Raw genomic sequence first — 17,621 nt, 5'->3', positions numbered from 1 at the left:
GTATGGTTTTTATTAATATTATATGGATTATGTCACCCAAAAAATGTATCAAGAATTAAAACTCTCAAGCATAGACTTTTACAGAACTATTATCACTATTAAAAGCTCTAATGAATCCAATTTTAAGATCAAGTTTTCATGTATTTTTTTTTACTGGAATATCCAAACTAATTAATTTAAATTTTGGTTTTATGAGCTTTTGTGAATACTGTTTTGAAAATGACGATTTTTTTCGGCGGTTTTGCAGCGTCAATGTAAAAACTTTTGCTTTTTGTGTTGTCCACTATAAAGAGTTGATATTTTGATCTTCGATATCTCCAGCGCGGCTGGGGTTTCTATCTCCATTTAATAGAAGCTGCCTAGTTCCAGCCGGGCAAAGGCGCGGGAAAAGAAACGCCCTAAATGCTATTTAGCCCCTCGGGAATAATATCAACCGTTAGCCTCAGAACCCCGTTTTAGAAAAAGGAAATACTGTACAGGGATCGGCTGAGGTTAGTCTTTGCCTTCATGGGGATCATAAAAGTGGCCGGAATTTCTAAACAATTCGCAGGCTTTTGTATATTTTATGCAGGTTTATACTTCGATTAGGGGCGCTTTTGAACTATTTATCCCTTCAAGTCAAAAAGAAGAATGAAATCGAGGGCTTCTTCGGATCGATCCCTCAATTTCTCTACAAGACTCAAACAAACATTGTGAAAACCACGTAAGCTATTATCATCATGCTGACACTGTACTTCAGGCCCAGATACGCAGAACCCTGTCCCATCTTTCCGGCAACAATTCCGCACGTAAAAGCCTGTACAAGGGATGAATGGAACATGAGCATGGTGTACTCTTCTACATTAAAATATCCGCCGATTCCAGCCATTCCCTGTGAAGAAGTTGAGAACGCAGCCGTTTGCGGGAAGAAGTTTGTAGCCAGGACATAGACTATGAACAGGAAGGTGAAAAAGGATACATAGATCGTAACAACGTAGACCACCATTGCTGATGAGCGCTCTACTTTCATGTCCTCGTCATTTCTAACCTGTTTAGCAGTAATCGAGAGTACGCTTTTGAGGTCACTTGTAGACTCATTTGCTTTTACGAGAATATGGAGAATTCGGCTTGAAGAAGGTGTTCTGATGCTTCTCTCAAGATTCATAAGGGCTCTGGATGTGGAAGTGCCCCAGGAAATGTCTTCTTTTACCTTTTTAAGTTCTTTACTGAGGACTCCCATTTTGGATTCAGCTATTATTTTTAACGAGTTTGCAAGATTGATCCCGGATTCATTCATGCTGGAAAGGCTTTTCAAAAGGTCAGGCATTTTCTCGTCAATTTTCCGCATCCGCCAACCCTTGATTTCATAAAAAATTATAAACGGAATAAGGGCAACGACAATAAAGATCACAAAATAATCATCAACAGCCGTGATCAGCGTTATAGCACTGTCCGTAACATGGTCAAAACTTATGTGCAGGTGATGGAAATTAGAAAGGAGTCTGTTTCTAAAGTTTTCTGGAAGTTGGAAAAGATAATACAGACCAAGCGGGACTCCAAAGAAAAACGTGTATCTAGGCTCGTCCCGAATAGTCCTGTAAGGATTAAGCATCATGTCTCTGAGCCTGTTAAGCTCTCTGTATAGCAGGTAAGTTTTTCTCCTTTTCTGCTCCTTCTCTTCACTGAGTCCGGAATCGATCTCCGGGATATCAGCAAGGTTTATCATAAAACTGCGAATTTCGCCTTTTTTCGGATCAATGGAAAGTTCGCCCACGGTATCGAGAAGTACTAAATAAAGCAGGGTTGCAAGAGGTAGTATCACGTAAATAAGCATGTAAAGGATCTGAGCTGAAGCCGGCTGGAAAAATTGCATCACAACGATGGTAACCATTACGAAAAGAGGGCCTGCAACCAGTGCGGTCACGTAGATCTCGGCAAGCACGTCAAGCCTCTGCAATAGGTTTCGGTTTGCCAGCACAGCCGTACCCTGATATTGCTCGGACTTGTTTCTTATGTACTCGGTTATAGTTCCACTGCTTGAAACAATGATTAATCCGTCAACAAAATCTTTAAAAATCTCGGAAGGAGTACGTTCCTTGGCAGCTTTAAGGGCACCAATGAAATCTTTTCCCAGGTAGTCCATATCTCTTACAACGTAAGAAATTTCTTCCGCAGTTGCGCCAAATATATATGTATACCTGCTCAAAGATCGGAACACGTCATAAATCGACATGCCTCCTTTCGTCAGGGCATACATGTAAGTTATTGAGGGAAGCATGGATTTATCTATAGAGGCTTTCCGGTTATTTGCCTGGAAATAAGGATAGATATATGCCGTGAGAAATACGGCAAAAAAACTTACAAGAAACAGTACAAGACTAGCTAGAATCGCAAGAGGATATACATATTTGCCTGCAACGTCGGCACGTACAGGGTCCACGAAAAAGCTAAGTCGGGAAACCGGATCCCCGAAAATTTTCAGTCCCAGCCATAACCCAAAAACTCCTCCGGTAACTCCCACAATTACTGAGTACAAGAAAGCGGAAGCCAGGTACTGATCCACAGACATAGAGATATGGGAATAGCGTATTTTTACCTTCAAATCTTGGAAGCTTCGTTTATTTTTGAAAAAGTAACCCCCATAAAACCTGTACGCCAGTTCATCCAGAATAGTATAAGTCATGCTCTCCCTCTTTTAAGCAGCCATACTCTGTATCATATCCTGCAGGGTATCACTTTCTACAGCTTCCATAACCATCTTCGGATGAGTCTGGTATGCCTGGACTACAATGGAGACCTGAACGTAATTTCTTATGTTTTTTTGGTACATATAATCCAGGATTTTTCCCCGATTCTCCATCTCAGTTCTTAACTGACCTGAATCCCATCCTCTTACATTCATAATCTCCTGTAGAATGTGAGAATCTCCGACCCTAATGAAGCAATCCTCTGAAGGTTCCCAGTTGAAAAGCTCATTTATGCCGAGATCTCCTGTTTCAGGATCGACATTCAGGACTTCCACAAGGCTCCGAGTTCTTCTAACTCTTTTTCCGTCTATGTACACCTGCTCCTGAATACAGAGCACATTCAGAGACTGCAGCATGACATTAGGCACATTTATTGGCTGGTGGGTGAGCCTGTTTACAACGGTCTGTACATCTCCTGCATGCATTGTTGAACTTGTTGCATGCCCTGTTGACATTGCCTGGAAAAGAGTAAGGGCTTCACTGCCTCTTACTTCACCCACAATGATATAGTCTGGGCGCTGTCTGAGAGCAGCTCTCAAAAGGTCGTACATAGTAATTTCTCCTGAAGAGTCTGCCGCAAAACCCTCTCTTGCAACCCCGGAAATCCAGTTATTGTGGTAGAGTAGAAGCTCCCTTGTATCTTCGATCGAGACTATCTTGGTTGTCGAAGGCATGAACAGGGAAGTAGCATTCAGTATAGACGTTTTTCCTGAAGCTGTCCCTCCTGCAAAAAGCATGTTGTGCCCATTTTCGATAGCCATCCAGAAAAATACAAGCATGTCAAGATCGCATGTCTTATAGCCAAGCAGGTCTATGGGAGTCATCGGATCTTTTCTGAACTTACGGATAGTAAAAGAACTGCCTCTGGGAGTAATTTCTCTCCCTAAAACCGCTTGAAGCCTTGAGCCGTCTTGAATTGTCGCGTCCACTATCGGCTGGCTTACAGAGACATGCTTATTATTCAACTGGCACATCTTGATTACAAGGGCATCAAGTTCCTCTTCTTCAAAAGTAATATTACTTTCAACATTGAGATATCTGTTATGATAGATATAGAGCGGAACTCCCACTCCGTCGCATGAAATGTCTTCTATATAAGAATCATAAAGAAGTGGATTGATTTTCTCGTAGCCCAGCAGGTTTCTTCTAAGATAGTACATAATTTTTAGAAGTGCGGCTTTTGAAATGTCAGCCTTATAACGTTCAAGAAGAAAGAGAGCTCTATCCACCAGGAACGCATCCTTTTCTAACATGGAATGTGTAGACCCCAGAATGAGGATATCCTGAAAATCCTCATAAATCCTCTCAAGGAGCTCTTTCTCAAACTTCGTGAGCGAAGGTTCAATAAGCCTGTAGTATGTTGTTTTGCGGTCTTCCAGGATCGACACAAAACTATAAGGTTCCTGAAGCCAGTATCTTTCGATTTCTTTGAATCCATCAGGTACTGTAAAATATACAAGAGGTCCCTCTTTTTCTGAGTCATAAGCTGGGAGAGTCCTCAAAGGTCTATCGAAATAGCTTTTAGCCTTTTTCACGACCTCTGCTATGGAGTTATGATCGCCTTTTTTCCCCAATAACCCCGAAATAAACTTATTCTTCGCTAGTGTTTCCTTTACTTCATCCATACTCTTGCCTTCAGGTTTCTCCTTAGGTCATATAGGATCAACATCTTATAAAAACTTTACATGTTCCCCAGATTTGTTAACTCTAATATCGATCCTAATTAAAATGCAGGAAAAGCATACTGTTTTTCTTGATTCTAGACTCTTTTCACGAGATCGAACACTAGTTTAAGTAAAAAATCTCGACTAATTTAGTTATAATGTAAAAAGTAAATTCATAAATTAGGCATCAATTCAATTGAGAAAAAATTGTGTATTGATGTGAACTATCTCTCCAAAGCAAATTACATTATTTCTTTCGCAAATCTCACAAAAGAACAAGCTACGGAAAACACGAAAAAGATATAATTTTATAAATTAGCCCTCTTAGCAGATCGAGAAATCGGTTCTTTTGACCGTAAATCAGCCCTCTTCAGCAAATTAGAGCAGGTTTTCTTGTCTATATTCAGCCCTCTTGAGCGAAGCGAAAAGGGTTTCGTGCTGTTGCGATGACATCGCAACTCCCAGAAAATCTCCGATTTTCTGTGATCCCGAAGCGAAACTCGGGTTTTTAAGAAACAAGTGCCTTGAGCCCGGCAACTGCATTTACCAGCAGGTCCACTTCTTCTTCTGTATTATATAGTGCAAAAGAAGCTCTTACGGTGCTGTCCACCTTCAGGAAGCGAGTAATCGGAATTGCACAGTGATGTCCGCTCCTGACACAGATTTTTCTGGTCTGGTCAAGAATCAGGGCAACATCATGGGCATGAAGTCCTCTTACGTTGAAAGGTACTATTCCTGCCCTGTCCTCAGGCCCGTAGACTTCTACATGCTCGAGTTCGGAGAGTCTTTTTGCAGTTTCCCCGGACAATTTTATTTCATGCGCCTCAATTTCCGAAACCCCTATTTTTTCCACATATTCGACGGCTTTTCCTAAGGCTATGACTCCCGGAATGTTTGGAGTGCCAGCTTCAAAACAGGCAGGAGAAGGTTCCAGCACGTAAGTATATCCCTCAACATCCGAAACCGTACCTCCTCCCACCGAGGCACTATCGAGCGCGTCCGGTTCTTTGATATAAAGTACGCCAGTGCCCTGCGGTCCAAGCAGGCCTTTATGTCCAGCGGTTGCAAAAAAGTCACAGTCCAGGTCTTTAAGGCTGACCGGCATATGTCCTGCGGATTGGGCCCCGTCGATCAGGATTTTTATGCCGTTTCTGTGGGCAAGTTTCGTGATGTTTTTTACATCCTGGATGGAACCGAAGACATTTGAAACCTGAGTTACGGCAACCAGTCTGGTTTTTTCAGTAAAGGCTTTCTCTATTGAAGAAATATCGATTTTGCCCTCGCGATCCGGACTTACAACTGTAACGTTTACCCCTTTTTTCTGCAGGCGCAGCCAGGGCAGGAGATTCGAATGGTGTTCGAGAAGGGTGGTAACAATATGGTCTCCAGCCTCCCAGGGATAACTGTTTGCAATAAGGTTGATTCCCTCAGTGGTATTTTTCATAAAAACGGTTTTTGAAGGTTCCGAATTCAGGAAATGCGCAACTATCTCCCTCGCATCTTCGTAGCGATTTGTAGCTTCCCTGGCCAGACGGTGTGCTCCTCTCCCGTGGTTGCCAGCATACCTGTAAAAGTACTCGACCATAGCTTCAACTGCAGGTATCGGGGTCTGAGTAGTTGCAGTGCTGTCAAGGTACACGACTTCTTTTAAAACAGGAAAATCTTCACGGACCGCATATACATCGTACATGCTTCTTTTTTAGGATCGAGAAATAAAAAAAGGTTGTGCAGGTTATTTACCCTGCATTCCGCCTATCATAAAGCGGTAAAGGTCTAATTCGTCTGAGTCCAGGTTGTCAGTACAGCCTTTCACAACAGCATGATAACCGCTTTCCTGGTGCTTGCGTCTATATTCGTTTCTTTTTTTGTGTTCTTGCTTTAATTCACTCATAGTTTTCCTCCTGTCTCTTCAAGGCTTGCGCTTACATGCGGGTCAGATTTAGTCCTTCTCTATGCGAGATCCCTGTAATCAGAGTTGAAGTTTCCAGCCTTTTCGGACGCGGCAGTTAAGTACAGGTTAGAATTCCCAGTCCTCCAAAGGAATTTCAATGAAAGTCATTCTCTAAATCCCTGAGGACAAATTCCTGCATTAAGGTTAGAACCTTAAATCCTTCTGGATCAAAACCTGAAAGCAGGCCAGAATTCTATTTCCTTTGGGCTAAAAAAACCCCGCAACAGCGCAACAAGCGTTGTTCTTACCCACAACAAGTATTAATTGTCAATCGTAATATATATTGATTCCGGAATTTCTTTTAAATTAACTTGAAATTTTTTTAATTAAGCCAGGTTTTTTGAACCAATGATTGGAATAACCCCCCAGTTTCCAATTTCAGGAATTTATGTTAAGATTTACTTTTTAGTTTCAGGGTTTGCCATGAGTCCTGAAAGATGGGCCGGAATCGCCCCTATTGCAGTACAGGTCTCAAGAGAAAGCCCTTTGCAGGTAATATCAAGATGATACTTTCCTCTTTCGAAAAGTTCTTTTGGGAGTCCTTTGTGCCCGAGCCCTATGAGAAATAAAAATGAGCGATTTCGAAGGGCTTCCTCGGCGATTTTTATGGGCGTAACCTGTCTTTTCGGGTCAGGTTTTGAGGTTGTAATTACGAGTTCTCCAAAATGGGAGGGAAAGCCTTTCTTCGGAAGATCGGATACTGACAGGTGGTTTTTTTCATAAAGGACTTTGAGATAACTCCCGGATTCCCCTATTGTGGTTTTCTCCATCACATAAGCCACCAGTTCCTCTGCAGTCATTTTAAAAGGAAAATCGTAAAGGGCAAGATGGAACCCAAAAGCGTGGCAGATTGGAGCAGCTCTTGCAATTGCACGGTAGTGAGCGTCGAGAACTTTGATCTTATCATAAGTGTTTACTATTCCAAGGGTAAGCATAAGTTGCCTCATTGTGCTTTTGCGTAAATAAGGTTTCGTCTACCAATTCTGTTAAAGGTGTTTTTTCTCAATTTTCAGAACCATGAGATACAGGACTTTTGATCTGAAGATTTTACTACTGGACTGAATCCGGAAGAAAAATCTAGGATCGAAATCTAAGATTGAAATTTAGCAATTGTAAGAGTATTTCATCGCGTACTGCGTACATTTTTCAAAATACTCACACTTTTTGCAATCTTCCCAGAGCAGTAACTTTTCAGAACTCTCAATTTTTTTGAAATTAAGTTTTTCAAAAAAGTGAGGTGCAGTCGTCCGGACATACAAATCGCAGGCTGGGTCATCAATTGTTGTCAGGAGATACTTAACAAGCCTGGTTCCGATTCCTTTGCCCCGAAAATTCGGATGGACAGCAATGGAGTGAATTTCAAGAAACTCCTTACCCTGGAATTCGGACTTTATAAGGGAAACGCATCCTCGAATCTGCCCATCGATTTCAGCCAGAAAGAAATCTTCGGCTTCGAGTCCTTCCATATCGAGGAAGTAAGCTGAGAGGAGCCTCTGGATTGTTTGCAGGTCTGGTTTCCCGGCTTTTCGAATCAAAATTTCGGTCATGTTTTTTCAATAAAGAGTTTAATAATTGTTTTTTCTACGAATCTTCCCAATGCCCTCTTATCTTTTCCCGGAGGGTTTTTTTTCTCAAGGTTTTTTCATCTCATTTTCCCCGATATAAGGTTCGTCCATGCTTCCGCTCCGGAAACCCTCAAGGTCAAGGGTTACGTAGTCAAAACCCAGGGATTTCAAATGTCGCGAAATTTTTTCTTTTTTCCGTAAAGCGTCTTCCATTTCCCTCTCAATTACTTCTATCCGGGCAAGATTTTCATGCATCCTGACCCTGAACTGGGTAAAACCCAGGGAAAAGAGAAAATCTTCGGCGTTTTCGATTTTCTGGAGAGCCTCGACAGTAATTGGCTGTCCGTAAGGAATACGGGTTGCAAGGCAGGCTGCAGACGGCCTGCTGGCTGCAGAAGGGAAAAGCTCGGAAGCAATCTCCCTTATTTCTTCTTTTGTGACATCAAATTCCACGAAAGGAGAAAAGACCTTTTCTCCGGCTTCCTGCACTGCCCTGTATCCCGGACGGTTTTCACCATATATTTCGGAGGAGTTTGTGCCCTCAAGTACAACATTATATTCCGCTTTTTCTGCGAAATCCACTAGGGTTTCAAGCAGGGCTTTTTTACAGAAATAGCACCTGTTTAATGCATTTGCGGAAAAATAAGGAAGGCTCAGCTGGGAAAAGGGGAGAATTCGGTGTTGAATTCCGATCTCACAGGCTGTCTGAACAGCCGTTTCCAGCTGTTTCCTTGGAAAAAGTGGGGAGTCTACAGTTACCGCAAAGGCCTTTTCCCCAAGTACCTCAAAAGCAAGGGCTGCAAGAGTGGTACTGTCCACACCTCCTGAAAACGCAACGACCGCACTTTCTCTGGCTTTTATAGCCTCCTTTATCAGTTCTATCTTCTCAGTAGCCATTAGTAACGGATTTTTAGCTAATAAGATATATGTATTTGCCAGCCCTATAGTCAGCTACTTAAAGCAGTTGAAAAAAAGATCAATGTGTCTGTACTTAATAGACGCTATTGCCGGGTTTTAGAATAGTCCCAAAATCGCAGCATTTCGAAATCGTTTTAATATTTCTATTACCGGAGTCCTGCTTCGTATCAGAGCTTTATTTACCATACAAGTCAGAATAAAGAGCAAATTTGCCTCAACGGCACAATCCTCATTCAAATTATAAAGACGGAGACCTTACATGGCATTATTCGGAACTAATGGTATACGTGGTATCGCCAATGAATATGTAAACCCAGAACTTGCAGTCAATTTAGCCAGGAGCCTTGGTACATATATGGGTTCGAAAGGCACGGTTGCTATAGGCTGTGATACCCGGATTTCAGGCCAGATGCTGAAGTCTGCCGCAATTGCCGGGGCTCTTTCAACAGGTCTGAACGTGATTGATGTGGGATTTGTTCCCACTCCTTCTATTCAGTATTATGTGCGCGACTATGCCGATGCCGGGATCGTTATTACCGCATCTCACAACCCAAGAGAATATAACGGAATCAAGTTAATTGCCGGAGACGGCACGGAATTTCCCAGGGATGGAGAAAAAGAAATTGAAGAAATTTATTTTTCAGGAAAATATTCCATTGTATCCTGGGAAAAGACCGGCAGTTTCAGGACCGATCCCGGAGTCAATGACTACTATATCAGGAATGTTATAAATTCGGTTGACGCCGAAACCATCCGCAGCCGCAGACTGAAGATAGTTGTTGATACTGGCTGCGGAGCAGGTTCACTCACCCTTCCCTTCCTGCTCAGGGAACTGGGCTGCAATGTGCTGACTCTTGGGGCTCAACCCGATGGGACCTTCCCCTGGCGGAATCCCGAACCCACACCTGATGCTTTAACCGAACTCTCCAAACTTGTAAAGATTACCGGGGCCGATCTCGGAGCGGCTCATGATGGGGATGCAGATAGGATAGTCTTTATGGATGGAAATGGTGAATTTTTAAATGAAGAAGTTCTGCTTGCGATGATGGCAAAATATATGCTTGAACGCGAAAAAGGGCCTTTAGTAACTCCTGTTAGCTCTTCGCAGCGCATGGCCGACGTAGCAAAAGCTGCAGGCGTCGAACTTTACTGGACTGCAGTCGGTTCCATCAACGTCGCCCGGAAAATGATGGAAGTAAATGCGGTTTTCGGAGGCGAGGGCAACGGAGGCCTTATTTTCCCCAAACATCAGTATTGCAGGGATGGAGCAATGGCCTGCGCCAAAATCCTTGAAATCCTGGCTAACGGACCCAGGCTTTCCGAACTTGCTAAAAGTGTGCCTGAGTATTTCAATGCAAAAACAAAAATCCCCTCTATAAATACCCTGGAAACAATGGAAAGAGTAAAGTACGAAGCTTCAGGCCTTGGGCTTAAAATGGATACTGTAGACGGGATCAAAATCTGGTACGAAGACGGTTGGGTTCTCATCCGTCCCTCGGGCACGGAACCGATTTTCCGAATCTTTGCCGAAGCAAAAAAGCAGGAAAGAGCCGAAGAACTCATGCAGGAAGGCCTGGAAATGGTCACCAGAGCAGAAAAAGCTTCAATCTCCAGATGAATTTTCTTTCAGGTTAACCAGTGAGTTGATTCAAAAAGTCATAGCACAGCAAGATCTTGAAAAAATCTTGATTTTCCTGCCGTAGCTACGGTAAATAAGGAATCCTGACTCACTGGCACACCCATGCTGAAAACAGGAAACTCCGAAAGCAAATATCCTCAAGCTGTCTCAAAAATCAATCCATCTCTACAATTGGAATAAAACGTTTCACTGTGGGTTAGCAGGTCTAAATTCCAATAATTACTCATCTCGTAAACTCAGCATTAATTACGCTTTTAAAGACAAATTCAACACATCTCGTTTATTTTTTAAGAGATGATTTTTACTGTGAGGACTACATATAAGGGATTTTAAGAATTAATATTGGATCCGTATTTTAAATTCTTATTTTAAACTCTTATTTTAAATTCTTGTTTTAAATCCTTGTTTTAAATCCTCATATTAGTTTTGTATAGTACTATAAATATGTTAATATAAGTATCCTATATACGGCGAATGTTATTTGCCGAAAGTAGGTACTATGGAGGGAGAAAAGGATATGAACAATTTCACAAAAGCGGGGTCAGGGTACAAATGTTTCTCAACGTTTATTCCACCTTATGTTCTCGATAGTATGGCAAAAGCTGGAATTAAAGAAGCAAAGTCGACCATTATTCAGAGCCAGTATTTCCGGGAAAATAGGGCTGAGAATTCTAAAAAGATGGGATTACTTGGAGCTGTTGTGCCAGCAGGCAGAGCATATGTGCAGGTATTTGATTCTCAAAATACACAAGATTTTCAGAAAGAACTAAAGCGTGATCAAGAAAAGAAACCCACACCAACAGGCGATGAAGCCGTAGATCTTACTTACGATTACGTTAGCAAGGATCGTGATTGCTTAAAGAATGAATTAAACCGAAATTCCCTGGATAATAATGGCATGGATCTGATATGCAATGTACACTACGGCGAAAATTACGGTAATGCTTTTTGGTACAATGGCCAGATAACTCTTGGTGACGGAGACGGCGAAATCTTCACCAATTTTGCCAAGTCCCTTGATGTAATAGCTCACGAACTAGGTCACGGCATTGTTGAGAATACTGCTAAATTAGTATATCAAGATCAGTCGGGCGCTTTAAATGAACATTTCGCGGATGTATTTGGAACTGTGATTACGCAGTGGGTCGAAAATCATGATGCGGACCATGCAGATTGGCTAATCGGTGACGAGATCATGGGGGCTGATTTATACGGTGAAGCTCTTCGTTGCATGAGTGAACCGGGAACTGCATATGATAACAAACTTTTAGGCAAGGACCCTCAACCTGCACATATGAAGAATATTTATACTGGCACTGGTGATAACGGTGGTGTGCACATCAACAGCGGCATTATGAACAAGGCTTTTTACCTTACAGCCGTCGAAATAGAAACTAATCAAGCAGCTAGAATCTGGTATAATGCATTGCTGAATCTCTGGCCTACTGCGAATTTCAAGGAAGCCTTCGGGGAGATTGTAAAAGCTGCACAGATTCTTGCAAAAAATAACAGTGTAGACAGAGACGCACCACAAAGAGTAAGAGCAGCTTTTAGGGAAGTCGGGCTATCTTAAATTAGATAATCAGCATAAACCTTATTAATGTAGAAAATCGGCTCTGTAGAACCTCTTAATTCGTGTAACACTTCAAAATCACAATTTTGTCAGATATGCTACCATATATTAAGGGGAAATGCCCCTTTAGCCGATTGATGTGAATTTTAAGGGTACTTCTACAGAGCCAAGAAAGCAGTAACGGTAAGCCGGTCTAACTATCCTAAAATAAGTATAATAATTAATGGATAATTACCAGATGATTCTACATTCAGATAATGATTCTTCAGAAATATATTTAATTACAATAATATATATTATCAAATTTGTATTAGTGAATTGAGTTTTGAGACAGTCAATTGAGGAACTTCATGAATTGCTTCCAGTGACTTTGCAAAAGCATTTGGAGCTTTCCAAATAATAAATAGCAGATGGTTATAATGCACGTCGACTTTGAAAGTTCAGGTGGATATGCCAATATTAAGCTAACGTATTATGGGAATACCGACATACTTCCCGAAGAAGTTGCCAATAAGCTCATACAGCTTGTAGAAAGCTCCAGAATATTTGATCTTAAAGAAAACGAAGTTGCTCCCAAGTTATCCGGTCCTCCTGATGTGTTATACTATAAACTTACGATTTATGAAGACAATAAGAGGATATCCTTATCTTTTAATGACATTACAGCTCCAGATTCTTTACGCCCTCTCTTAACTTTTTTGCAAGAACTTGCATGGGAACAGATCCGAAAAGGCAAATCGTCACCTTAAATATCCTGGAATCATCATCCTTGATTCTAGTGTCTCGTCAATCCTCAAAGATTTAACGATTCTGATTAGTTGCAATTGATTTTATACGATATTTTGCTGTTTACGCGACACTGGCTTTTTGTACCATTTTTCGGGATAAAAATCTCAGATAGATGATTTTATGCAAGTTACAATTCTTTTCTTCCATCGATGAATATTTTGATTAGTATGCATTAATCTCATATTAGTAGCAACAAATTATAAATACGTTAATTGCTGTATTACTGATGGGACAAAAAACAAAAAATCCTCCCTTACATAAATATGTCAATATGAGAGCCTCCTAAGCTCAAATATACACGTTGTAGACTGAAAAAGTAGAAAAAACTCGAAGTATTCTTTGATTAGAGGAACAGCCGGTAGTACAAGATCAATAGAAAGTGCAAGATCAATAGAAAGTGCAAGATCAGTAAATTGATTTGAAAGATAGAGATTGGGTCAAAATGAGGAATAAAAGATACTCCGGAAGTGTGATACAAGCTGGAAAAAAATAGAAAATAAGGACCTGAGCCCGGATTCAGGTTAATGGGGTTGATAGGAGAAAACAGTGACAGATCGAAATCAGATAAAATGTGCGGAATATATAGAGAACAAATAACTTGTGCTGAATTATCTCAGGTAGTTTATTGAGTCCAGAACTATGAGCTTTGGTTTCAAAGCCGATACCGGAACTCCAGATATCGGTTTGCAACCTTATCTCCTTAATTTGACTTTTTTTCAGAATTTCGATGTTTTTCCCAGTATCCTGTGAGTTTGCCGCCAAGGGCAAGCTTTCCGAGTTCTCGCCTTACCCCGTCACTCACCTCTGCCGGAACAGCCGATGCATATGGAGTTCCCGGCAGAGGAGTCAGGTAATGAGCCCTTACGGTGCCTCCTTTCTTGCAGATCCAGCGGACAAGGTCAAGGCTTTTTTCCTGGTCTTCTTCAGTTTCGGTGGGAAGGCCGAAGATAAAATCAACTGCAGGAACAATATCATGCTCCAGGCAGCATTCAACTGCCGAAATGCTGTCTCCTACAGTATGCCCTCTTCGAATTTCCTTTAGAATTCGGTTACTGCCGGACTGAGCTCCAAGGCTGAGGGTATCGTTTGCGCAGTATTTTCTCACAAGTTCAGCCGACTCATTGGTTACGAATTCCGGGCGCACTTCAGAGGGAAATGTCCCGAAGAAAATTTTCTTATCAGGCAGCTTGTAAAGTGCAGAAAGCAACTTCTCCACCTTATCAAACCTGGGGTGAATTCCATCACTTCCGTAGCCAAAAGCGTTGGAGGCTATAAAGCGAAGGTCATTATAATGCCCTGCATTTTTCACAATGGAATCTATGCTTCTGTGCCTTACTTCTCTTCCGAAAAGCCTGGGAGTCTGGCAATACTTGCAACCCCAGGGGCATCCCCTGCTGATTTCAATCGGAGCCCGAAGTTTTTCAGGGTTGAAGCAGGGGTAGGAATCAAGATCTGCATAGGACCTTTTCGGAGTTATGACAACCTTACCCGTTTCTGCATCCCTGTATGCAATGCCTGATACTTTTTTCGGATCTTTTCCTTCCTGGATTGCTGTTATAAGTTCCGGAAGGGTTTCCTCCCCTTCCCCGATTACGACATAATCAAAGCATTCAAGTGTCTCTTCTGGAGCCCCGGACGGGTGAGGGCCTCCGGCGATGAAAATCGAATCCGTGCCTGCATTTTTCACTTCCATGAAAACCTTTGCTGCCTGGCGCGTTGTAAAACTGTAGATCATTATCCCGTTTACAGGTTTGTCTACAAAACCGGCTTCCGGCAGTAAAGGAGAAAGAACTGCAAAGCTGTAAGAGTTTTTCTTGCTGTACCGGAAGTGCACATCCATTATTTTTCCTCCGTTTTTTAAATTCCGGGACTCGCTCAGGAAATTGGCTTAAAAGGTATCAGAGTAAAGCAGAGAAAGCCCAGGATAAAGGTAATAATCCCTAAAAGGATACGTTTTTTATCCAGTTCTACTTTGTCATGCAGGGGAGACGGATGCCCTGCTGCTGCAAAAACCCAGAGAAGAAGGGCCCAGAAAATCCATATAACTCCGTCTTCCTTCAGCCAGTAAATTACATAAATCCCTATAAGGAACAGGACACGCGGCATAAGAAAAGAAATCTTTTCCGCTTTCTTACCCAGCATGGCCCTGAGGATATGCCCGCCGTCAAGCTGCCCTGCAGGAAGAAGGTTGAGCAGGGTCACGAACATACCTACCCAGCCTGCAAAGGCTACAGGATGCAGGTTATCTCCCGTAGCCCCTACAAGCTTCTGGATAAACACGAAAAGGGGAGGCAGCCCGAGATCAAACATCATAGAATCCGGCAGGGGTTTTACTGCAGGCATTTCAAGGTTAAGTCCTATGATAGTGACTGCGACTGACATGAACAGGCCTACCAGTGGCCCTGCAATCCCCACGTCAAAAAGCGCTTTTCGGCTGGGCACAGGCCCTTTGTAGCGGATTACTGCTCCCATAGTGCCGATAAAAGTGGGAAAAGGAATAAAATACGGAAGAGATGCCTTCATCCCGTGATACCTGGCCATGGCATAGTGAGCCATCTCATGGGAACCGAGAACCGCCATTATCGCAAGGGTAAAAGATAAACCCCGGAAAAGCTGGAGAGGTTCTTTTTCAAGATTTACTCCAGACATCCAGGCTCCGCAAATCATGGTTGTAAAAAAGGTCGCTATAAAAAGGACAAAGTTTAACCAGGTCTTTTCCTTTGCCTTCTTTTCAGGAAAAACCAGCAGTACATATTCTCCAAGCTCGTACTTCAGCGTACATCCGAACCCAAACTGCTGTAAAGGCTCCCAGAGTTCTCCCGTAACGTTTTCAGCATCGGTTCTCGGAGTTCCGAAGAAATAGAGGGCTTCCCCAGAATTCTGGACCTCATACACGTCAAATACCCTGACTATAAAAGGATATAAACGCGAAACCGCTTCTTCGGCGTTGAATTTTCCTTTGCCTTTCTTATGGTTTTCCTGGTTCATTTTGGGGTTCCTATCTCCCAGCTTAAGGTTTAATTTTGAGATTTACCCATTTTAAGCTTTTAAAATTAATTATTGCCTTTTTCGTTTTTCCTAATTATATTTCAGTTTTACTGTTTTCAGTTTGATAGCTTTCAGCTTCACCCGTTTCCTGTTTGATAAGTTCGATGTAGCCCTTGCTCCCGTTAACCAGAACAAGGTCTCCATTATTTAAGACTTCGTAAGGGTCTCTCTCAAGCATATCAACAAGCGGGATCTCGGAAATAATGGCTCCGACTGCAACTATAGGTTCAGTTTCCAGATTTATTATCGCTGCAGGGGCTGCTCCGTTTTTTTTCAGCTGATACATAACATACGAGCCAACTGTAGAGCCTTTTCCGTGGGGAAAAACAAGTACCTTACCCTGAATTGATCTTCCTTCAAGAACGTGGTTTTCTTCAATTACGACCCCGGTTTTCGGGTCTACACTGCCAAGGAAGGAAATTGGGTCTCTGGAGAGCAATACTTCCCCTTTTGCACATCCTCTGGAAATAGTCCTGCCTTTAAGTTTAATGGGAACCACCTGCCTTCTTTAAAGTCCCACCGACTGCCTCCTCGACGCATGCCTCCATACTTCCGTATACGGCTTCAGCCCCGCACATTCCTGGCACATAAGCAAGCGCTTTTCCTGAGTTTACCATAACGCAGGAATAACTGTTGGTTGCAGGAGAAACTACCATGCAGGTATCACAGACAACTTTAGCTCCACTTTTTTCAATGGTCCTGATGTACTCAGGATAGCGTTTTGCAAGTTCCCTTGAGGTAAAAACCCAGAACTCTTTCGAAACCGTTTTTCCTTTCAGGAGTCCGGCTGCTTTTTCAAGCTCAGATGCCGAGCAGTGAGGGCACCCTACGGTTATTAGTTCAGGTTCTTTGCAGGCTTTTCTCAGGCTCTCATAAACCTCGTCAAGTTGCTTTCTCTCAATAGTTATTCTTTCTGCCGGCTCTTCAAAATCCAGCCTGCAAATTTCAGGCGTTGTTCCTTCCACATGGTAAAGGGCAACTGCTCCTGAAGCTGCCATCGCAGCTCCGAGCGCTTTTAATTCATCTGCATCCGGAGTAGTCCTGAGATGAAAAACAGGCACTCTGCTTCCTGCAAGTTTGCCAGCAACATAACCGAGTGCGCCGTAGTCCGATCCCTTAAGTGGATATTCTACATCAATTGAGAGCTCAGGAAAACGGTTTTCGTCCAGATGGAACCCATAATTTGCGGTTTTTCCGAGGAGTGCCGCAGAAAGGGCTGATGGGCCTCCTTCCCGGTTTGTCCTGGCTCCAAGTACGGAATTTGCATAGGAGACAGCTGACGATTCACTCCATGCCAGGTGGTCGCCGTAACTGACATTAAAACCCTCAAGGGTATAAGGCGTACATGTGCACTCACACCGAATTCCCAGTTTTTCATACGCCTGGATAATCAATTTTTGTTTTTCCGCAAAATCGGGCGAGATCCCGAGCCTTTCCCAGTCTTCCAGATCCATCCCCGCAGGGTTCAGAATCGCAGGAACCTTAACCCTGCCCTGAAGGTCTGAAATCCATTCAAGGCCTGCATCACCTATAGTTTTGTAGGAAACTCCTGCTATCTGGGCGCTTTTGATGGGAATGAGTCTATCTGCGCCGTAAATATCTCCAAGGGCTACCAGGATTTCGATAGCCTGCTTTAGAGTTTCCCCAACTTCTCCGTTCAGGATTTGCTCTTCTTCTTTTGTAAGATACATTGAGATTCACCCGGCAGTTGCCAGATACTTGAAAACGCTTTTTTGCCAGTATGGGTC

Annotated in this window: 14 protein-coding genes; 3 read left to right on the top strand and 11 right to left on the bottom strand. The window is 42.6% G+C overall.

Translation table 11 applies throughout. From position 1 onward, the window contains the following. Window positions 1-679: 679 nt before the first annotated feature. The 7 genes from ACPK8D_RS01690 to larE form a co-directional block, all read right to left on the bottom strand. On the bottom strand, window positions 680-2,662 hold the full coding sequence (locus ACPK8D_RS01690) for a type II secretion system F family protein (RefSeq protein ID WP_424716105.1): 1,983 nt from the start codon (window positions 2,660-2,662) through the stop codon (window positions 680-682). Between the two features lie 12 nt (window positions 2,663-2,674). Further along, the gene (locus ACPK8D_RS01685; protein ID WP_424716104.1) at window positions 2,675-4,351 is read right to left on the bottom strand and encodes a type II/IV secretion system ATPase subunit; all 1,677 of its coding nucleotides are present in this window, start codon (window positions 4,349-4,351) and stop codon (window positions 2,675-2,677) included. Window positions 4,352-4,898: 547 nt separating this feature from the next. Then, window positions 4,899-6,080 (bottom strand): cysteine desulfurase, encoded by a 1,182-nt coding sequence (locus ACPK8D_RS01680; protein ID WP_424716103.1) that lies wholly within the window; start codon window positions 6,078-6,080, stop codon window positions 4,899-4,901. Between the two features lie 42 nt (window positions 6,081-6,122). Further along, a complete protein-coding gene (locus ACPK8D_RS01675; protein ID WP_424716102.1) occupies window positions 6,123-6,281 on the bottom strand; it encodes a hypothetical protein in 159 nt (52 codons plus the stop codon). 458 nt (window positions 6,282-6,739) lie between these two features. Next, window positions 6,740-7,276 carry a DUF531 domain-containing protein gene (locus ACPK8D_RS01670; RefSeq protein WP_424716101.1) on the bottom strand — a complete coding sequence of 179 codons (537 nt, stop codon included), beginning with the start codon at window positions 7,274-7,276 and terminating at the stop codon, window positions 6,740-6,742. A 168-nt stretch (window positions 7,277-7,444) separates the two neighbouring features. Continuing rightward, window positions 7,445-7,888 (bottom strand): GNAT family N-acetyltransferase, encoded by a 444-nt coding sequence (locus ACPK8D_RS01665; RefSeq protein ID WP_424716100.1) that lies wholly within the window; start codon window positions 7,886-7,888, stop codon window positions 7,445-7,447. 84 nt (window positions 7,889-7,972) lie between these two features. Beyond that, window positions 7,973-8,803: an ATP-dependent sacrificial sulfur transferase LarE gene (gene larE / locus ACPK8D_RS01660; RefSeq protein ID WP_424716099.1), complete on the bottom strand. Its 831-nt coding sequence runs from the start codon at window positions 8,801-8,803 to the stop codon at window positions 7,973-7,975. Window positions 8,804-9,083: 280 nt separating this feature from the next. Between larE and glmM the strand changes: the two genes are divergently transcribed. The 3 genes from glmM to ACPK8D_RS01645 all read left to right on the top strand — a co-directional run bounded on the left by glmM (window position 9,084) and on the right by ACPK8D_RS01645 (window position 12,785). After that, window positions 9,084-10,442 (top strand): phosphoglucosamine mutase, encoded by a 1,359-nt coding sequence (gene glmM, locus ACPK8D_RS01655; RefSeq protein ID WP_424716098.1) that lies wholly within the window; start codon window positions 9,084-9,086, stop codon window positions 10,440-10,442. Window positions 10,443-10,980: 538 nt separating this feature from the next. Then, on the top strand, window positions 10,981-12,036 hold the full coding sequence (locus ACPK8D_RS01650; RefSeq protein WP_424716097.1) for a M4 family metallopeptidase: 1,056 nt from the start codon (window positions 10,981-10,983) through the stop codon (window positions 12,034-12,036). 410 nt (window positions 12,037-12,446) lie between these two features. Beyond that, complete coding sequence (locus tag ACPK8D_RS01645) at window positions 12,447-12,785, top strand: protealysin inhibitor emfourin (protein WP_424716096.1); 339 nt, start codon at window positions 12,447-12,449, stop codon at window positions 12,783-12,785. 740 nt (window positions 12,786-13,525) lie between these two features. On the opposite strand, the gene ACPK8D_RS01640 is transcribed toward ACPK8D_RS01645, so the two are convergent. The 4 genes from ACPK8D_RS01640 to ACPK8D_RS01625 all read right to left on the bottom strand — a co-directional run bounded on the left by ACPK8D_RS01640 (window position 13,526) and on the right by ACPK8D_RS01625 (window position 17,564). Then, entirely contained in the window at window positions 13,526-14,665 is a 1,140-nt protein-coding gene (locus ACPK8D_RS01640; protein WP_424716095.1) for a TIGR04013 family B12-binding domain/radical SAM domain-containing protein, read from the bottom strand. 35 nt (window positions 14,666-14,700) lie between these two features. Continuing rightward, window positions 14,701-15,813, bottom strand: coding sequence for a site-2 protease family protein (locus ACPK8D_RS01635; protein ID WP_424716094.1), 1,113 nt, complete (start codon window positions 15,811-15,813; stop codon window positions 14,701-14,703). Between the two features lie 94 nt (window positions 15,814-15,907). Next, a complete protein-coding gene (locus tag ACPK8D_RS01630) occupies window positions 15,908-16,372 on the bottom strand; it encodes a DUF126 domain-containing protein (RefSeq protein ID WP_424716093.1) in 465 nt (154 codons plus the stop codon). After that, the gene (locus ACPK8D_RS01625; RefSeq protein ID WP_424716092.1) at window positions 16,359-17,564 is read right to left on the bottom strand and encodes an aconitase X; all 1,206 of its coding nucleotides are present in this window, start codon (window positions 17,562-17,564) and stop codon (window positions 16,359-16,361) included. Before ACPK8D_RS01625 ends, ACPK8D_RS01630 begins: the two co-directional genes overlap by 14 nt. Window positions 17,565-17,621: the final 57 nt, after the last annotated feature.

The sequence above is a fragment of the Methanosarcina sp. genome, from assembly GCF_049706645.1.
Lineage (GTDB): Archaea > Halobacteriota > Methanosarcinia > Methanosarcinales > Methanosarcinaceae > Methanosarcina.
The sequence above is the reverse complement of the archived record's forward strand: the minus strand, read 5'-3'. Positions and strand labels throughout refer to the sequence as shown.

Excerpts from the sequence above, each read along its gene's own strand:
- ACPK8D_RS01690 (WP_424716105.1), bottom strand. The coding sequence starts at position 2,662 with ATGACTTATACTATTCTGGATGAACTGGCGTACAGGTTTTATGGGGGT.
- ACPK8D_RS01685 (WP_424716104.1), bottom strand. The coding sequence starts at position 4,351 with ATGGATGAAGTAAAGGAAACACTAGCGAAGAATAAGTTTATTTCGGGG.
- ACPK8D_RS01680 (WP_424716103.1), bottom strand. The coding sequence starts at position 6,080 with ATGTACGATGTATATGCGGTCCGTGAAGATTTTCCTGTTTTAAAAGAA.
- ACPK8D_RS01675 (WP_424716102.1), bottom strand. The coding sequence starts at position 6,281 with ATGAGTGAATTAAAGCAAGAACACAAAAAAAGAAACGAATATAGACGC.
- ACPK8D_RS01670 (WP_424716101.1), bottom strand. The coding sequence starts at position 7,276 with ATGCTTACCCTTGGAATAGTAAACACTTATGATAAGATCAAAGTTCTC.
- ACPK8D_RS01665 (WP_424716100.1), bottom strand. The coding sequence starts at position 7,888 with ATGACCGAAATTTTGATTCGAAAAGCCGGGAAACCAGACCTGCAAACA.
- larE (WP_424716099.1), bottom strand. The coding sequence starts at position 8,803 with ATGGCTACTGAGAAGATAGAACTGATAAAGGAGGCTATAAAAGCCAGA.
- glmM (WP_424716098.1), top strand. The coding sequence starts at position 9,084 with ATGGCATTATTCGGAACTAATGGTATACGTGGTATCGCCAATGAATAT.
- ACPK8D_RS01650 (WP_424716097.1), top strand. The coding sequence starts at position 10,981 with ATGAACAATTTCACAAAAGCGGGGTCAGGGTACAAATGTTTCTCAACG.
- ACPK8D_RS01645 (WP_424716096.1), top strand. The coding sequence starts at position 12,447 with ATGGTTATAATGCACGTCGACTTTGAAAGTTCAGGTGGATATGCCAAT.
- ACPK8D_RS01640 (WP_424716095.1), bottom strand. The coding sequence starts at position 14,665 with ATGGATGTGCACTTCCGGTACAGCAAGAAAAACTCTTACAGCTTTGCA.
- ACPK8D_RS01635 (WP_424716094.1), bottom strand. The coding sequence starts at position 15,813 with ATGAACCAGGAAAACCATAAGAAAGGCAAAGGAAAATTCAACGCCGAA.
- ACPK8D_RS01625 (WP_424716092.1), bottom strand. The coding sequence starts at position 17,564 with ATGTATCTTACAAAAGAAGAAGAGCAAATCCTGAACGGAGAAGTTGGG.